Source organism: Qipengyuania soli (assembly GCF_015529805.1).
Taxonomy (GTDB): domain Bacteria; phylum Pseudomonadota; class Alphaproteobacteria; order Sphingomonadales; family Sphingomonadaceae; genus Qipengyuania; species Qipengyuania soli.
In genome coordinates this window covers 1101306-1119353 of the sequence record NZ_CP064654.1, presented here as the reverse complement: position 1 = coordinate 1119353, position 18048 = coordinate 1101306, and the positions used below count along the sequence as shown (strand labels likewise).

14 protein-coding genes are annotated in these 18048 nt (G+C 62.3%); 3 read left to right on the top strand and 11 right to left on the bottom strand.

All coding sequences use genetic code 11. The annotated features are described in order from the left end of the window. Positions 1-64: 64 nt before the first annotated feature. Positions 65-844, top strand: a complete 780-nt coding sequence (locus tag IRL76_RS05630; RefSeq protein ID WP_200983808.1) for a helix-turn-helix domain-containing protein — start codon at positions 65-67, stop codon at positions 842-844. Here the strand turns inward: IRL76_RS05630 and rnr are convergent. The 9 genes from rnr to radA form a co-directional block, all read right to left on the bottom strand. Then, a complete protein-coding gene (rnr, locus tag IRL76_RS05625) occupies positions 841-3102 on the bottom strand; it encodes a ribonuclease R (RefSeq protein ID WP_200983807.1) in 2262 nt (753 codons plus the stop codon). The two genes, IRL76_RS05630 and rnr, sit on opposite strands and share 4 nt — an antisense overlap. A gap of 69 nt (positions 3103-3171) precedes the next feature. Beyond that, positions 3172-4533, bottom strand: coding sequence for a M28 family peptidase (locus tag IRL76_RS05620; RefSeq protein ID WP_200983806.1), 1362 nt, complete (start codon positions 4531-4533; stop codon positions 3172-3174). A gap of 37 nt (positions 4534-4570) precedes the next feature. After that, on the bottom strand, positions 4571-6115 hold the full coding sequence (proS, locus tag IRL76_RS05615) for a proline--tRNA ligase (protein ID WP_200983805.1): 1545 nt from the start codon (positions 6113-6115) through the stop codon (positions 4571-4573). A gap of 50 nt (positions 6116-6165) precedes the next feature. Next, the gene (gene phaR / locus IRL76_RS05610) at positions 6166-6708 is read right to left on the bottom strand and encodes a polyhydroxyalkanoate synthesis repressor PhaR (protein ID WP_200983804.1); all 543 of its coding nucleotides are present in this window, start codon (positions 6706-6708) and stop codon (positions 6166-6168) included. A gap of 73 nt (positions 6709-6781) precedes the next feature. Next, entirely contained in the window at positions 6782-7819 is a 1038-nt protein-coding gene (alr, locus tag IRL76_RS05605) for an alanine racemase (RefSeq protein WP_200983803.1), read from the bottom strand. A 7-nt stretch (positions 7820-7826) separates the two neighbouring features. Continuing rightward, a complete protein-coding gene (locus IRL76_RS05600; protein WP_200983802.1) occupies positions 7827-9473 on the bottom strand; it encodes an MFS transporter in 1647 nt (548 codons plus the stop codon). A 45-nt stretch (positions 9474-9518) separates the two neighbouring features. Continuing rightward, on the bottom strand, positions 9519-9953 hold the full coding sequence (locus IRL76_RS05595) for an iron-sulfur cluster assembly scaffold protein (RefSeq protein ID WP_200983801.1): 435 nt from the start codon (positions 9951-9953) through the stop codon (positions 9519-9521). Next, positions 9950-10474, bottom strand: a complete 525-nt coding sequence (locus tag IRL76_RS05590) for a CvpA family protein (protein ID WP_200983800.1) — start codon at positions 10472-10474, stop codon at positions 9950-9952. Before IRL76_RS05590 ends, IRL76_RS05595 begins: the two co-directional genes overlap by 4 nt. Before the next feature lie 17 nt (positions 10475-10491). Continuing rightward, entirely contained in the window at positions 10492-11856 is a 1365-nt protein-coding gene (gene radA, locus IRL76_RS05585; protein WP_200983799.1) for a DNA repair protein RadA, read from the bottom strand. A gap of 72 nt (positions 11857-11928) precedes the next feature. Here radA and IRL76_RS05580 point away from each other — a divergent pair, with 72 nt between their 5' ends. Continuing rightward, complete coding sequence (locus IRL76_RS05580) at positions 11929-14244, top strand: patatin-like protein (RefSeq protein WP_200983798.1); 2316 nt, start codon at positions 11929-11931, stop codon at positions 14242-14244. Here the strand turns inward: IRL76_RS05580 and dnaJ are convergent. After that, on the bottom strand, positions 14241-15359 hold the full coding sequence (gene dnaJ, locus IRL76_RS05575; protein WP_200983797.1) for a molecular chaperone DnaJ: 1119 nt from the start codon (positions 15357-15359) through the stop codon (positions 14241-14243). The genes IRL76_RS05580 and dnaJ overlap by 4 nt on opposite strands. A gap of 74 nt (positions 15360-15433) precedes the next feature. Next, positions 15434-17365 carry a molecular chaperone DnaK gene (dnaK, locus tag IRL76_RS05570; protein WP_200983796.1) on the bottom strand — a complete coding sequence of 644 codons (1932 nt, stop codon included), beginning with the start codon at positions 17363-17365 and terminating at the stop codon, positions 15434-15436. A 186-nt stretch (positions 17366-17551) separates the two neighbouring features. Between dnaK and IRL76_RS05565 the strand changes: the two genes are divergently transcribed. After that, the gene (locus tag IRL76_RS05565; protein ID WP_200983795.1) at positions 17552-18034 is read left to right on the top strand and encodes a copper chaperone PCu(A)C; all 483 of its coding nucleotides are present in this window, start codon (positions 17552-17554) and stop codon (positions 18032-18034) included. The last annotated feature ends 14 nt before the right edge of the window (positions 18035-18048 follow it).

Sequence of the window (18048 nt, the reverse complement as noted above, 5' to 3'; positions counted from 1 at the left end):
TTACCCGTGAGGTAATGGAATTGCTTCTCCTCGCACGCTAGGCGTGGTGGCGAAGGAGCAAGCGATGGACGTTGCACCGTTGGGCCAGCAGTTGCGCGAATGGCGTGCACGTCGCCGGATGAGCCAGATGGACCTGGCCCTCGACACCGAGATATCGACGCGGCACCTAAGCTTTATCGAGACGGGACGCTCCCGCCCCAGCCCCGAGGTAATCGAGCGTCTGGCGGAAAGCCTCGACGTTCCTCATCGCGCTCGCAATGCATTGCTGCTCGCCGCAGGCTACGCGCCTGAATACCGCGAACGAGCGCTGGACAGCGACGAACTGGCGGCGATGCGGGACATCGTCGATCATGTGCTGGCCGGACACGAGCCCTACCCCGCTCTCGCGGTTGACCGGCACTGGAACATGGTCGCCGCCAATGCCGCAGTGACGATCCTGACGGAACAGGTGGCCCCGAGCCTGCTAGCGCCACCTGCCAACGTTCTCCGAATAGCCCTGCACCCCGACGGTCTCGCCCCCCAGATCGTCAACTACGATGAATGGCGCGCACATATCTTGCATCGACTGGACCGGCAGGTCGAAGCCAGCGCCGACCCCGTCCTGGCCGCCTTGCGCGAAGAGCTGTCTGGATACGACCGGCAGGCCAATGACAACCACACCGGAGTAGCCAACGATATAGCCGTGCCACTAATTATCGACACGGTCGTCGGTCGCGTCTCATTCGTCTCGACGGTGACGATCTTCGGGACACCCGTGGACGTCACCTTGTCCGAACTCGCGATCGAGGCGTTTTACCCCGCCGACAGGGAATCAGCGCAATTGTTGCAGCGCCTGCAAGCCTAGCGCTTCTTGCCGCGACCCTGGTGGCGGATGTTCTTGGGTCGTCCTCGCTGGCCCTGCTCGTGCTTCTGCCGGGGAGCGCCTTTCCCCTTTTGCGGCGGCTTGCTGCGCGGCGGCGGACGATGGCCGCGCTTCTCGATCGCGGCACCGTCGCTATGGGGCACTTCGAACTTGAGGGCGCCGGTCAACGCATTGGCTTCGGCCAGTTTCAACTTGAGCCGGTCACCAACGGCATATTCCGTGCCGCTTTGCTCGCCGATCAGCTTCTGCGCTTTTTCGTCGTAGCTGAAATACTCGCGGCCCAGCGTGCTGACCGGGACCAGCCCGTCACCGCCCAGCTTGTCGATCGTGGCGAAAAAGCCGAAGCCCTGCACGCCGGTAATGCGCGTGTCGAAGGTTTCGCCCACGCGGCCGGAGAGCCATGCCGCGACATAGCGGTCGATGGTGTCGCGTTCCGCCTCCATCGCCCGGCGCTCGGTCTGGCTGATCGCATCGGTGATCTGGTGCAACGCACTCTTGTCGCGGTCCGACAGGCCGGTGGTTTCGGGCAGGTCGACCTTCGGCTTCGGCTGCTCGAGCTTGTAGGCATCGACCAGCGCGCGGTGGACCAGCAGATCGGAATAGCGGCGGATAGGCGAGGTGAAGTGGGCATAGCTGCCCAGCGCAAGGCCGAAATGGCCGGCGTTCGCGGGGCCGTAATAGGCCTGCGTCTGGCTGCGCAGTACTGCCTCCATGATCAGCGCCTTTTCGGACGGATCGGCAATGTCCTTGAGCATGCGGTTGAACAGGCCGGGAGTGACGACCTGGGCCATCGCCAGCTTGCGGCCTTGCGTGGCGAGATAATCGCGCAGGGCAATCAGCTTCTCGCGGCTCGGCTGTTCGTGGATGCGATAGACCACGGGTGCGGTCTTGGCCTCCAGGGCCTTGGCGGCGGCGACGTTGGCGGCGATCATGAAATCCTCGACCACGCGGTGCGCATCAAGGCGTTCGCGAATGGCGATCTCCTCGATCTTGCCTGCATCGTTGAGCTTCACCTGCCTCTCGGGCAGCTCAAGGTCGAGCGGATCGCGCGCCTCGCGTGCCTTGAACAGCAGTTTCCACGCCCCCCACAGGTTCTGGAGGTATTCGGGCGCGTCGCCAGCATCGATGGCCGCCTGCGCGTCCTCGTAGGCAATGTTCGCAGCGAGCCGCACGATGGCGCGGGTAAAGCGCCAACTGTTGACCTTGCCCTCGGCATCGATATGCATATGGCAAACCATCGCAGCGCGATCCACGTCCTGCTTGAGCGAACAGACGTCTGCGCTGAGAATCTCGGGGAGCATCGGCACGACGCGGTCGGGGAAATAGACCGAATTGCCGCGCTTCCTTGCCTCGCGATCGAGCGCGCCGCCCGGGCGGACGTAATAGGACACATCGGCAATCGCGACGATGGCGTTGTAGCCGCCCTTCCCGTCCGGCTCGGCCCAGATGGCATCGTCATGATCGCGGGCATCGGCAGGGTCGATGGCAACGATGGGGACCGCACGCAGGTACTCGCGTGTCTCGGTGTTCAGGGCCAGTTCGGTCGCTGTTCGGGCCTCATCGAGCGCTTCATTCGCGAATGTATGCGGGATGCCGTGCTTGGCGATGGCGATCAGGCTGAAGGCCTTGGGCGCCAGCGGATCGCCGATGACCTCGACCACCTTGACCTTCGAGCGGACCGATTTGCCCATCCTTTCGGCGAGGATGAGATCACCTTCCTTCGCTTCGCCCAGCTCGCCGATGGGCGCGGAATCGCGGACGCGCTTGTCGACCGGCGCCAGCCAGGGATTGCCCGCACCGTCCATTTCGACGACGCCCATCATCCCCTCGGTGCGCGCCGGCAGCTTTTTCATCGGATGAGCGATCCAGCCGCTACCGACCTCTTCGGTGCGGGCAAGGAAACGGTCGCCACGCTTGAGCGCGGCCATCTTCTTCGTTTCCTTGACGGTCAGCCGGGGCGGCTTTCCGGGCGCATCAGGTGCCCAGTTTTCGGGTTCGGCGATCGGCTCGCCATCCTCGATCCCGACCACCTTCAATACGGTCACCTTCGGGACGCCGCCCATCCGGTGATAGGCAGTGCGCTTCCCGTCGATCAGGCCTTCTTCGGCCATGTCCTTGAGACGCTTCTTGAGCGCGATCTTCTCCTGCCCCTTGAGGCCGAAGGCCTTGGCGATTTCACGCTTACCTGCGGGGGTTTCGGAGCTCTGGAGGAATTCGAGTATCTGTTCCTTGCTCGGCATCCCCGCCTGCAATTTCGCGGGGCGCCGGCTTTTGTTCTGTTTTGTCATGCGCGCCATATGGGGACGCGCTTACTCGCTGTCATCCTTCTTGGATAAGACAGGCGCGTATTGGCCGGCCGGGACCGCGCTGGCAACGGGTCCGCTCGTGCCGTCCTTGCCGACTGCGCTCACCCCGAAGATCCAGTCGTCGCCGCGTACGCCTTCAAGGCGGGCACTGGTCGCAACGACGTTCGCGATCACCGGATCCTCGGGCCAGTAAGGCTCGTCGGTACGACGCTGCCAGACCGAGTAACCGATGGCACCCGGCACCTCCTCCCAGCTGACATCGGTGAAGGTCTGGACCGCCGCCTTCGCGATGGACTTGGGCGGGTTGGGAGTGCGGGCAAGAGCGTCAAGTGCGCGAATGTTCAATTGCGTCACGCGGGCAAGATAGGGAAAGTCCATCTTGTCGGGCGTATCGCCATATTCGATGCCATCCTCGGTCCGCAGGTCCTGGTGCTGCCAGTTGTAGTTCTCGACCGCGACGGTGATCCGCACCGCGGGATACCCTTTCTCGAGGAACGGTATCTGGTCCCCGCCGCGTCCCATGCGGTCGGCACGCCAGATCTGACGGACATCGAGGCTCCCGTCCGTGTTCTCAGCGAGCCGGTCGATATACCGCGAGAGGTTCCTGCCGGGGGTGTCGTTCTCCCCGCCTTCCCTTCGCTGCATGGCGCGCAGTTCGTCGGTCAGGTCGGCCCGCGGGCCTTCCGAGAATACGCGGACATGAGCATCGTCGCACCAGCCATCGCTGCCGCAGGACCCGCCGACGATATCGTTGTTGAGCACGCCCTTGACGTTCCAGCCCTGCTCCGCCGCATAGTCGGCCATCAGGCGGCCGCCGAAGAGGCCCTGTTCCTCACCGGAGAGGAGCGCATAGACGATCGTCACCGGATAGCGTCGCTGCGTGAGGTTGCGCGCCGCTTCGAGCACCAACACCGTTCCCGAACCGTCGTCATTCGCGCCCGGCGCATCCTTCTGCCAGTCTAGAGGATCTGAAACGCGACTGTCGATGTGCCCCTGAACGATCACGACCTCATTCGGGCGCTCGTAGCCGCGCTGGATGGCGACGGCGTTGCGCAGACGGACCGGGTTCGGAATGCGATCGCCTTGCACCATGCGTTCCGGGGTGACGACTTCTAGGCATCCTCCGCACTCCGTCGAAATTCGTCCGAATTCGGCAAGGCCCCAGTCGACCGCCGCGCCGATCCCGCGTTTCGGATTATCCTGTTCGGAAAGCGTATGTCGTGTCCCGAATGCGACCAGCGTGTCGATGTCGGCACGCAACCGAGATTCCGAAACCCCGGCGCCCGGGTCGGTAGCTGGCGGAGGCGTGCCTTGCGCCGAAAGCGGGGTCGAAACGAGGAGGGCGAGAGGTGCGAGCTTTTTCATGCCAGCCCGTCTCGGCCAATCCCCGTGTCAGATCAAGTCAGTAGGCCTTTGCCAGCAACACCCGCTCAACCGCCTTCTCACCGGTAAAGATGCAAGCGCCATCGGCAGGGGCCGAACCGATCGGCACGTTGCGCATGGTGAGCTTGTGAGCCTTGAGCTGCTCGACAATCTTGTCGAGCGCGGCGCCGGTGGGCTTCGACCACTGGACTTCAATCCAACCCGGGTACTTGGCATCGCCACCGAAATGCGCCTCGACCTGGGCGAAGTCGGTTACGCCGCGGGTCATGTTCGCCTCGCGACGCTCGGTCGCCTGGGTAAGCAGCGATGCCTGCATGTCGGCGAGCACATCGGGGATGGTCTGACCGGCCACCTCGCGCGTCGGGGTCTGGAAGGCGGGCTTACCGGTCGCTTCGTCCCACAGGCGATCGCGGCGCAGCATGCTGACCACGCCGTTCTCCATGTCGCGACCACCGACCTCGACGATGACCGGGGCACCCTTGCGCACCCAGTCCCAGCGTTTCTGTGCCGCCTTGCCCGGGCGCGTATCCAGCAGGACGCGCAGCGGTTCGCTCAGCACGTGCTGGCTGGCGAGCGTCGCACGCAGGCCCTCGCAATATTCAATCAGCTTCGCATCGCCATCGTCCTCGCGCAGCATCGGCAGAATGATGACCTGCTGCGGCGCGATCCTGGGAGGCAGACGCAGGCCGTCGTCATCGCCATGCGTCATGATGACCCCGCCGACCATGCGGGTCGATACGCCCCAGCTGGTTGTGTGGGCATATGTCTGCGAGCCCTCGCGGTCCTGGTACTGGATGCCGCTGGCCTGGGCGAAATTGGTGCCGAGATAGTGGCTGGTGCCGGCCTGCAATGCCTTGCCGTCCTGCATCATCGCCTCGATCGACCAGGTTTCGACCGCACCGGGGAATCGTTCGTTCTCGGGCTTCTCGCCAGCGATCACGGCAAGGCTCAGGTCCTCGTCCGCAAAAGCGCGATAGACCTCAAGCATCCGGAGCGTGTGCTCCTTCGCCTCGGCCTCGTCGGCATGTGCCGTGTGTCCTTCCTGCCAGAGGAATTCACTGGTGCGCAGGAACATGCGGGTGCGCATTTCCCAGCGGACGACGTTGGCCCACTGATTGAGCTTGAGCGGCAGGTCGCGCCACGACTGGACCCAGCGCGCCATCGCGTCGCCGATGATGGTTTCGGAGGTGGGACGGACGACCAGCGGCTCTTCCAGCTTTGCCTCGGGATCGGGGATCAGGCCGCCCTCGGGACCGGCGATAAGGCGGTGGTGGGTGACCACGGCCATTTCCTTGGCGAAGCCGTCGACATGCTCTGCCTCCCGGGCGAAGTTCGAGAGCGGAATGAACAGCGGGAAATAGCAGTTGTCATGGCCGGTCGCCTTGATCCGGTCATCGAGCAGGCGCTGCATGCGCTCCCAGATGCCGTAGCCCCACGGCTTGATGACCATGCAGCCGCGCACCCCCGACTCCTCGGCCATTTCGGCGGCGGAGATGACTTCCTGGTACCAGGCGGCGAAATCGTCGGCGCGCTTGGTGTTCAAGGCATGGCGGATCTGGGCCACGTCGCAAATTCCCGTAATCTAGCAGTTCAAAAGGCGACGGGCCGATGCCGCTATTTGCTGAGTTCGTCCAGCTTCTTCTGCATCGCCGCCATCTGCTCGCGCATCTTGGCCAGTTCGTCCGATTGGTCCGGCTTGGCTGCCTTGCGCGCACCGGGGATGAAGGCTTCGGCCGCGCCCTGCATCATCTTCAGGTTCACTTCGGCCATCTTGGCAAGCGGGTTCGACGAAATGCCCTTCATGAAGGCGTCATGCAGTTGCTCGCGGTTCTTGCGGAAATTGGCCATGCTCGCTTCGAGGTAACTCGGCATCATCGACTGCATAGAATTGCCGTACATCGAGATGAGGTCGCGCAGGAAGCTGACCGGCAGCATCTGCGATCCGCTGGATTCTTCCTCGACGATGATCTGCGTCAGGATGGTGTGGGTGATGTCGTCGCCCGTTTTCGCGTCGAGCACCTGGAAGTCGACATTCTCGCGCACCATGCCGGCGAGGTCGTCGAGCGTAATATAGCTGCTGGTATCGGTGTTGTAGAGCCGCCGGTTGGCGTATTTCTTGATGATGATCGGCTCGCCTTCAGCTGTACGCTTGGCCATGTGCTCGCAACTCCCCGTTTGTGCGTTGCGATGGTCTTAGCACTCGCACAATGTGCAGCGCAACACGCAGCTGTCAGCGTGTAAACCGACGTCCCAGAACGGTAAGCAATTCATATTGCGAAAGAGAGGTTTGCTGCGCAGCATTGGGCAGGTGATAGGGCAACTCAACCCAGTCACCCTCGGCAATCTCGGGCGCGTGCGTCAGGTCGATCACGATCATGTCCATCGAGACCTTCCCGAGGATCGGCAGCGAGATATCGCCGTGTTTAAAGTGTCCTCCACCCCAGGCGCGAAGGATGCCGTCTGCGTACCCCAGCGAAACGACACCGACACGCATGGCAGTGGGTGCAGTGAACGTGGCGTTGTAACCGACGGTGTCGCCCGCAGAGAGAAGCCGGGTCTGGATGATCGCAGCCTGCGGGCGTGCTACCTGACGGATTGCGTCATCGAATGCCTTGGTCGGGACACCCCCGTACAGAGCAAGGCCGGGCCGTGTCAGCGCAAAGTGGTAGTCGCCGCCAAGACCGATTCCGGCGCTGTTGGCGAGGCTGGTTTCCCGATGACGAACATGCGGCATGACGGCCTTGAAACTCGCCAGCTGGCGAGCGTTCATGTCGCTATCCTCGTCCGCGCAGGCGAGGTGGCTCATCAGGATGCGCACATCGAGTGCCTGAATAGAAGGTTCCGTGACCTCGCGCGTCGAGATCCCGAGGCGATTGATGCCGGTATCGACCATCAGGTGACAGGGACCGCCACCGGTCTCGGACCACAGCTTCGCCTGCCTGACGCTGTCGATTACGGGAATGACGCCAGTGGCCCTCGCAAACGCGGCGTCATCTACGCTGAGCGGGCCGTGCAGGACCGCGATCTGCGCGGCGGGCACATGGCGAAGCACGTCCGGAACCTCATTCCAGTGGGCGACGAAGAAATCGCGGCAACCAGCGTCCCGAAGAACAGGCACGCACGCGTCCACGCCTAGACCATAGCAATCGGCCTTCACCGCAGCCCCTGCTCTCGCCGCGCCGGACATGGCGTCAAGCGCGCGCCAGTTGTGGGCAAGCGCGTCAGTGTCGATATCGAGCCGCAGGGTCGGCGGCGGCAGTTCGGTCATCAAGTCCTCATGGAAGTACGGGCGAGGCTGGCGGATCTTCTCCGCTTTCCTCGAAGTCGCTCGGCGGTCCGCTCGGGATGCCCCACCATGCCACGACGAGGCCGAAGGCCATCACACCCCAGCAATACCAGAGGCCCGCGTAGGCGTTCCCGGTGCTGGCGACAATATACCCCGCGATGAGCGGCAGGAATCCGCCGAGATAGCCCGCGCCCATGTGATACGGGATCGACATCGAGGAATAGCGGATGCGCGCCGGGAACATCTCTGCAAGCAATGCCGCAACCGAGCCGTAGGTCAGCGCGGAAAGCATCCCCAGCGAGCAAAGCAGCGCGATGATCCCGATGAGGCTTCCAGGTGGCGGCGTCTGCTTGGAGAAGTCGTAACCCTTGGCTTCGAGAGCCGACTGCAGTGCCGCCTTACGTCCCGCGTCGTCGGTCATGTCGATAGGGATAATCTCACCCCCCACTGTCGCGCGAGCCTCGCCATAAGGATCGGCTACCGCGTAGGAGACGCCGAGAGAAGTCAGGTCGGCAAGGAGGCGGCCGCATTCGGTGGCCTGTTTGCTGGCGAAGGGATCGTAGGTGCAGTTCTCTCCCGCAACGACGACCGGAGCCTCGCGCGCGCTGCTGGCCAGCCCCGGATTACTCAGCGCACCCAGCCCCCAGAAGATCGGGAACAGGAAGACCAGCGTCGCGATCGCACCGATGATGATCGGTTTCTTGCGGCCCACCTTGTCGGACCAGCGCCCGACCCAGATGTAGAACGACATGGAAATCAGGCCCGAGATGAGCATGACCCACTCGGTCAGGCTGTCCTCCATCCGCATCGGGCCGCGGAGGAACGAAAGGCCGTAGAAGAAGGCTGTGTACCAGATCACCGTCAGCACACCCGCAACGCCGAAGAGAGCGACGAAAATGCGCTTCTTGTTGCCGGGGTAGGTGAAGCTTTCGACGAAGGGGTTGCCCGCTGTCTCGCCCGCAGCCTTCATCGCCTGGAACACCGGGCTCTCGTTGAGCTTCAGTCGCATCCAGAGAGATATGGCCAGCAGGATTATCGAGAGCAGGAACGGCACACGCCAGCCCCAGGCTGCGAAGTCGTCAGCGGGGATCAATGCGCGGCATGCAGCCACCACGGCGATCGAAAGCACGAACCCGCCGACCACGCTCGCCTGGATGAAACTGGTGTAATAGCCGCGCTTTTCGGGAGGGGCGTGTTCGGCGACATAGATGGCAGCGCCGCCATACTCGCCGCCAAGCGCCAGGCCCTGGAGGATGCGCAGGCCGAGAACGATGAGTGGCGCAGCAAGGCCAATGCTCGCTGCCCCGGGGATGAGGCCGACGCCTGCCGTGGCGATACCCATGAGCGTAACTGTCACAAGGAAGGTGTACTTGCGTCCAAGCTTGTCTCCGAGGAAGCCGAAGAGGATGGCACCCAGAGGCCGAAATCCGAAGCCGACCGCGAAGCCCGCCCAGACCAGCAGAATTTCCAGCGTTTCGTTGTCGCTCGGGAAGAAAGCGGCGCCGATGAGCGCAGCAAGCGTGCCGTAGATGAAGAAATCATACCACTCGAAGATCGTCCCCGCCGAACTTGCCGCGATGACCAGGCGAATTTCCTTGTCGGTCGGTTCTCTGTGCGTGGCGCCATCTGCAGCCATTCGTAATGCTCCCCTCTCGGTCCCTTTGTATTTCGAGCAAGCGGTCTAGCCGTCGCCCTCACCCTTGCAAAGCGCATCGATCGCCGCTCTCCACGGCAGCTGGATCGCCTCGTGCCGTCCGGGATAATCGCGTGCCGGAATCAGCGCAGTGAATCGCGGCCAGCGTGGCAGACCCTCCCCACCAGAAAGCCAGCCCTCGACTTCTTCAAGGTGCACTTGCAATTCTCTAGCCGTCAGGCCCTCTGCCGAGCGCGCGAAGATAGCGGCGGCGGCTTGCCCGACGGCGCAGGCTGCCACTTTCAACCCAGGTTCGGAGACGACCTCGGCCGACATTGAAGAGAGGACGATCGTGCTGCCGCAAGTGCGCGATCGGGCATGGCCCAGGGCAGGTGCTGAGGTCCGGATCGGGTAATCGGCAAGTTCGACGGCGAGTGACAGCAATTGCGGAGAATACAGCACCCCGCTTGGCCTGGCGGTCATTCTTCCCCGGTAGCCTGCTGCTTGTTGAGACGCGCACGGCGTTCCGCCAACACTTCTACCAAGGCGCGCGAGCTTGCGTCGATCAGTTCATAGCTGCGTGCGGTTGTGATCCATGCTGGGCGCCCCTTGTAGCTCCACACGGTATCGTAGCCGAGCACGAGGAGAGAAAAGGCGAGGATCGTGATCAAGATGCCTTTGAGCGCGCCGAAGCCGAAACCCAGCACGCGGTCGATCGGTCCGAGGATCGAATTCTTCGAAGCTTGCCCTACGTTGTTGGCGATGACCTTCATCGCGGCATAGGGAATGAGGAGCAACAATGTGAACGCGAGCAGCGAGGTTGTGATGTCGGCCCCGATGTAATTCTGCATGGCCAGCGTCAGCGGGGTGTGCAGGTAGCGGATGGCAAAAGCCGCAAGAACCCAGGCTCCCATCGAAAGTACTTCCTGCACAAAGCCACGCATAAAGCCGCCAACAGCGGCTATGCCCACGATGAGCAGAACTATGAGATCGAAACCCGTCATGACCCTTTGGACGGGTATTAGGTCCCGACGATACGGTCAACGAGGTTCGCGAGTTGTCCCAAGCCTGAGTACTCGAGTTCCGAAGAGATGCCCTTGGCATCGGACGGACCGAAACCTTTTGCGAAACCGAGCTTGGCTGCTTCGCGCAAGCGCATTCCCGCGTGGGCCACAGGTCTGACTTCGCCTGAAAGCGACACCTCGCCGAGCCAAACGCTGCGTTCGGGTAATGGTTTGTCGGCAAGTGCGCTCACCAGCGCCGCGGCGACTGCGAGGTCTGCGGCAGGATCGGACAGCCGATATCCACCCGAGACGTTGAGATAGACTTCTGCCGAACTGAAATTGAGACCGCAGCGCGACTCCAGGACTGCGAGCAACATGGCCAGTCTCCCACTATCCCAGCCAACCACGGCCCGGCGCGGTGTTGCGCCCGACTGCAGCCGGACGATGAGCGCCTGTATCTCGACAAGAACGGGTCGCGTCCCTTCCATGGCGGGAAAGACCGCGCTGCCCGCCATCGGCCGGTCATGGCCGGAGAGGAACAGCATGGACGGGTTGGCAACCTCTTCCAGTCCTTCGCCGGCCATGGCGAAGACCCCGATCTCGTCGACCGCACCGAAGCGGTTCTTGAGCGCGCGCAGGATGCGATACTGGTGGCTGCGCTCCCCCTCGAAGCTCATCACCACATCGACCATGTGCTCCAGCACGCGTGGCCCGGCGATGTTACCGTCCTTGGTCACGTGGCCGACCAGCACCAGCGCGACATTGTTTTCCTTGGCGTAACGGATCAGTTCGAAGGCGCATCCACGCACCTGGCTTACCGTGCCGGGAGCGCCCTCGATCGTGTCCGAATGCATTGTCTGAATCGAATCGATCACAAGGAAACGCGGTGCATCCATCCCGCCAAGCGTCGTCAGAATGTCGCGTACACCGGTTGCAGAAGCGAGCTTGACCGGTGCATCGGACAGTCCGAGCCGTGCCGCCCGCATGCGCACCTGGCCCGTCGCTTCTTCCCCGCTGACATAGACGACCCCATGTCCCTCACGGGCAATTCGGGCCGCAGCCTGCAACAGGAGGGTCGATTTCCCGATTCCCGGATCACCTCCCATCAGGATGGCGGATCCGGGCACCAGCCCGCCGCCCAGCGCGCGGTCGAATTCGGCAAGTCCGGTCGGTTGACGCGTCGGAAGAAGGCCCGGCTTGTCGAGATCGACGAACTCGATCCCCCTGCCCCCGCTCGAAAGGTCGTGCTTGAGCGAGAAGACCGTTGCGGGCGCTTCTTCGCTCAACGTGTTCCACTCGGCACAGTCGGCGCACTGCCCCTGCCAGCGGTGGGAGACACTACCACAGGCTTGGCAGACATAGCGTTTCTTTGGCTTGGCCATGCAGTCTAGCTAACCGGAACAATTCAAGAACGCAATTGCCTTGCGCGTTCTATCCATGCATGACAGTCTTCGATGCGTCAGAAAGAATTGCGAATTGCGCTGATCTGCTACGGCGGGGTGAGCCTGGCGGTCTATATGCACGGTGTAACACGCGAGTTATGGCAACTGGCGCGGGCGAGCCGGGATTTTCATACCCATGACGCGCCCCGCAGTGGCGTCGATGCGGTATATCGCCGGCTCCTCGAAAGGATTGAAGAAGACCAGGGCCTGCGCATCCGCATCCTGCCCGACATCATGAGCGGTGCCAGCGCGGGCGGGATCAACGCCGTCTTCCTCGCCCAGGCAATCCACTCCGGCCAGTCCCTCGAACCACTGACCAATCTGTGGCTTGAGGTCGCCGACGTGGACCAGCTCGTGGACCCCGATGCCAAACCTTCCTGGCGCTTGTCGAAGATCTGGGCTCAACCATTCGCCAACTGGATGCTTAGCCGGCCTGGTAGCGACATCGCCAGCACGGTGGCGCCCGAAACGCGCGCCGAAGTCGAGCACAAGGTTTCGCACCTGATCCGCGGTCGCTGGTTCGAACCGCCCTTTTCCGGGCTCGGATTTTCCAAACTGCTGGAGAAGGCATTCAGCGCGATGGCGGAAACCCGATCGGAAGCCCCGTTGCTTCCTCCGGGTCATCCGCTGGACCTTTACGTCACAACGACCGATTACCACGGCTACCTCGAACTGTTGCGGCTCAACAGTCCGCCGGTGGTCGAGGACACAGAGCATCGAATGCCTATCACCTTTCGTGCTCGAAGCCCGCTGCATGGAGGAGAAAGTCTCGCAAATCCGCTGGAGCTCGTTTTTGCCGCTCGCGCGACGGCCAGCTTCCCCGGCGCTTTCCCCCCACTTCGGATCGAGGAAATCGATGCGCTCGCCGAGCAATCGGGTCGCCATTGGAGCGGGCGCGAGGCTTTTCTCGAGCGCATCATGCCGGTCCATGCCGAACGCGACACCATGCACCATGTGTCGCTGATCGATGGGTCGGTGCTGGTGAACAAGCCCTTCGCCGGGGCAATCGCCGCATTGCAAGGCCGCCCGGCCCAGCGTGAGGTCGACCGGCGCTTTGTCTACGTTGATCCACGCCCCGACCGTTTCAGTCATCGGCGTGAGGGCCTGGACCAGCCCGTCGGTTTCTTTTCCGCAATTTTCGGCTCGCTCTCGACGATCCCGCGCGAGCAACCGATCAGGGACAATCTCGAGCAACTGGAGGAACAAAGCCGCGAGGCCGCGCGGATGACGCGCATCGTTGCCGCTCTGCGTCCCGAGGTCGATGCGGCGGTGGAGAAACTGTTCGGAAGGACGCTGTTTCTCGATCGCCCTACTCCTCCCCGTCTCGCAGCGTGGCGCAAGAAGGCCCAGCAAGCAGCGGCGGAAACGGCAGGATACGCGTTTCATTCATACGCCCAGGCCAAGTTTGCCGGCATCGTTACCCGACTGGCGCGCCTTTCGTTGTTGGCAGCGCCAAAGCTGGGCCTTGAAGATACCGGCCCGATCGAGTCCGTCTTGCGTGCTGAACTGGAACGCCGCGGTCTCGCCAGTCTCGTTGCACCTGGCGGCGGAGCATCTGCAGAGGCTATCGACTTCCTTCGCAGGTACGACATTGGCTTTCGCATCCGCCGCCTGCGACTTCTGGCCCGCAGGCTTTCACGCGATTGGGAGGCGGACCCGGACATACCCGACGACGCCCTCGAGGCAGGCCGCGATGCGGTCTACAAGATCATGTCCTTGTTTTTCGAGCTGGAGGGTGTTGCGGCGCTGGGCGCCAAATTCGAACCACTGGCACAGCATGTCATGACCGAGCCCGGTCCGGTACTGGATTTCATCGATATCGCCCGGAACCTGCCATCGGTGGACGATAAGGCAGAAGAAATGTTCGCCGATGCGCTTGAAGCGATGCCGAAGAACCTGCGTCGTCGCATGCTCTTCGCCTACCTCGGCTTTCCCTTTTACGACGTCGCCACGCTTCCGTTGCTTCGCAATGAGGGTCTAACCGAATTCGATCCGGTGAAAGTCGACCGGATCAGTCCCGACGACGCCCGCAGCATCCGCGCAGGCGGTACACAAGCTACCTTGCGCGGGATTGAGTTCTACAATTTCGGCGCCTTCTTCAGCCGCGCCTACCGCGAGAACGATTATCTCTGGGGGCGGCTGCACGGGGCCGAGCGTATGATCGACCTCGTCTGTTCAACGATGCAGCACCCCTTCCCGGAGGACACGATACGGCATTTCAAACGGGACGCGTTTCACGCCGTCCTGGACGAGGAGCAGATATCCGGGCGCTGTTCGCTGAAGCTTATCGACGAAATCAGGCGTGAAGTGAGCGAGAGGCTACATTAACCCCCGAAGGTGCTTTTCAGCTTGTCGAAGAAGCCCCGGCTTTCCGGGCATTCGTCGCCAGTTTCGGTTTCACGGAACTGTTCGAGTAGCGCTCGCTGCTGCTTGCTGAGCTTCGTGGGAGTTTCGACGGCAATTTCAATAACGAGATCGCCGCGTCCTCGTCCTTGAAGGACAGGCATGCCGGCACCACGCTGGCGCAATTGCTTGCCCGACTGGATGCCCGCCGGAATCTCGATCGTGACTTCCTCGCCATCAAGGTTGGGAATGTCGATCGAACCGCCGAGAGCAGCCTTGGTGAAGCTGATCGGCACACGCGTCGCCAATGTCGTGCCTTCGCGCTGGAAAATCGCATGCGGCTTCACATGAACGAAGATGTAGAGATCGCCCGGGGGCGCTCCACGCGGCCCGGCCTCCCCCTTTCCGGAAAGCCGAATGCGCGTACCGGTATCAACACCGGGCGGGATTTCGACTTCGAGCTTTTGCGGGCGATCGACCCGTCCTTCCCCGCCGCAATCGCGGCACGGCGAGGTAATTACCTCGCCACTGCCATGGCAGTTCGGACAGGGACGTTCGACAACGAAGAAGCCCTGCTTGGCCCTTACCTGTCCGCGCCCGCTACAAAGGTTGCAAGTGCGTGCACGCGTTCCGGGCGTCGCACCCGAGCCATGGCAGGTCTCGCAGTTCTGCGAGACCTCGATCTCGATCTCGGCGGACTTGCCATGAAAAGCATCCTCGAGATCGATCTGCATGTCGTAGCGCAGGTCGGCTCCGCGACGCGGTTGTGCACGACCACCGCCGCCGAAGGCGCTGCCGAAGATGGTTTCGAAGATATCGCCGATGTCGCCGAAATCTGAGCCCGGATGGCCTGCACCCGGTCCACCATTCTGGAAGGCTGCATGGCCGTAACGGTCATAGGCTGCACGCTTTTGCGGGTCCTTGAGGCATTCATAGGCGGCGCTCACCGCCTTGAACTTGTCCTCGTTCTCCTTGCACCCGGCATTGCGATCCGGATGATACTGCATCGCAAGCTTGCGATAGGCGCTCTTGATGGTCGCGCCGTCCGCATCGCGCGAAACGCCCAGGACCTCGTAAAAATCGACTTCGGTTGCTGACATTGTTCTATCCGCCCCAAACCTAGCCGCCACCGGAGCTAATTGGCACCGGTGGCGGTTGGGTTATCATCAGGCGATCAGTTCTTGCCGTCTTCGTCGACTTCGGAAAATTCCGCGTCGACCACTTCCTCGTCGGCAGCAGCATCGCCGCCGGCGGCATCACCTTCGGGGGACGGCGAGGCTGCAGCAGCCTGCTCGGCTTCATAGATGGTCTGACCCATCTTCATCGCCACTTCGGTCAGCTCCTGCGAGGCGCTGTTGATCGCGGCAGCATCGTCGCCTTCGAGCGCGGTCTTTACGGCTGCGATCTTGGTTTCGATGTCCGACTTCAGCGAAGCGTCGATCTTGTCGCCATGTTCAGCGAGCTGCTTCTCGGTCGTGTGGACCAGGCTGTCGGCCTGGTTGCGCGCTTCCGCACCCTCACGCCGCTTCTTGTCTTCCTCGGCGAACTTTTCGGCATCCTTGACCATCTGGTCGATGTCGGCGTCGCTGAGGCCGCCCGAGGCCTGGATGCGGATCTGCTGTTCTTTGCCGGTACCCTTGTCCTTGGCCGACACGTTGACGATGCCGTTCGCGTCGATGTCGAAGGTGACTTCGATCTGCGGAACGCCGCGAGGCGCCGGAGGAAGGCCGACGAGGTCGAACTGGCCGAGCAGCTTGTTGTCCGCTGCCATCTCGCGCTCACCCTGGAACACACGGATCGTAACAGCCTGCTGGTTGTCCTCGGCCGTCGAGTAGGTCTGCGTCTTCTTAGTCGGGATCGTCGTGTTGCGATCGATCATGCGGGTGAACACGCCGCCCAGCGTTTCGATGCCCAGCGAAAGCGGGGTCACGTCGAGCAAAAGGACGTCCTTGACGTCACCCTGCAGAACGCCGGCCTGGATGGCAGCACCCATGGCGACGACTTCGTCCGGGTTCACACCGGTATGCGGCTTCTTGCCGAAGAACTCCTCGACCACTTCGCGCACCTTGGGCATGCGGGTCATACCGCCCACCAGAACCACTTCGTCAACGCCGCCCTTGTCGATACCGGCATCGGCCAAGGCCTTCTTGCAGGGCTCCAGCGTGCGCTGGATGAGGTTGCCGACGAGCTGCTCGAGCTTCGAACGGGTCAGCGTTTCCACCAGGTGCAGCGGCGTGGTTGCGCCACCTTCCATGCGGGCAGTGATGAAGGGCAGGTTGATTTCGGTCTGGGCCGAGCTCGACAGTTCGATCTTTGCCTTTTCGGCTGCTTCCTTGAGGCGCTGAAGGGCGAGCTTGTCGGTGCGGAGATCCATGTTCTCCTTCTTCTTGAACTCGTCCGCGAGATATTCGACAATCGCGCTGTCGAAGTCTTCGCCGCCCAGGAAGGTGTCGCCGTTGGTCGACTTCACCTCGAAAACGCCGTCACCGATCTCGAGGATCGAAACGTCGAAGGTGCCGCCGCCAAGGTCGTAGACTGCGATCGTCTTTCCGTCGTCCTTCTCCATGCCATAGGCAAGAGCGGCTGCGGTCGGTTCGTTGATGATGCGCAGGACCTCGAGACCCGCGATCTGGCCGGCGTCCTTGGTCGCCTGGCGCTGCGCGTCGTTGAAGTATGCGGGAACGGTGATGACCGCTTGGGTCACGGTTTCACCAAGATAGCTTTCGGCGGTTTCCTTCATCTTCTGGAGGATGAAGGCGGAAACCTGGCTGGGGCTGTATTCCTCGCCACCTGCTTCGACCCATGCGTCGCCGTTCTTGCCCTTGACGATGTCATAGGGGACCAACTCCATGTCCTTCTTGGTCATGGGGTCGTCGAAGCGGCGGCCGATGAGGCGCTTGATCGCGAAAAGGGTGTTGTCCGGGTTGGTAACGGCCTGGCGCTTGGCAGGCTGGCCGATCAGGCGCTCGCTGTCCTTGGTGAAGGCAACGATCGAGGGCGTGGTGCGCGCGCCTTCCGAATTCTCGATGACCTTGGGCTTGCCGCCGTCCATCACGGCAACGCAGCTGTTGGTGGTGCCGAGGTCGATACCGATTACTTTAGCCATGGTTTCCCCATCAGTTGGTTCGTTGGACGCCGCCCTGTCGGTCTCCCGTCTTTGGCAAGACCACTCGGCGGCTCGTTGAGAGTGGTGTGTTAGGTGTGTGTTACTGATGGGATATAGGTGCGGTTTCACTTGGCACAAGAGAGGTGCCCCGCTAGTTTTTTACCCGTACAACAGGGAGACAATTCGATGAATTTCGCGCGTTTCGCAGGCTTGGCCCTTCTCGCAGCTGCATTACCTCTGGCAGGATGCACAGGAGGCAATGCTCCATCCGAAACCTCCGCGGACAAGAGCGAAACGGGACTGGAAGTCACCGATGCCCGCTTGGTTCTCCCTGCCGTTTCCGGAAATCCGGGCGCGGTCTATTTCAATGTCGAGAATAAGGGTGACCGCAATGTCGCAATCCGCAGTGCCAGCGTCAAAGGCGCAAGCAGTGCAATGATGCACGAAATGGCCGAGTGGGACGGCGAGATGGTCATGGGTGAAATGGGTCCTCCCATGCTCCAGCCCGGCGATAAGGTCAGCTTCGAGCCGGGCGGAAAGCATGTCATGGCCTTCGATCTAGACTCCTCGCTGGTAGCCGGGGGCAAGACTGAGCTGACCCTGACGATTGCTGGTGGCAAGAGCGTGACTGCCGAAGCAGATATCAAGGGTCCTGGGGACGAGCGCTGACCAACCTGACCGAC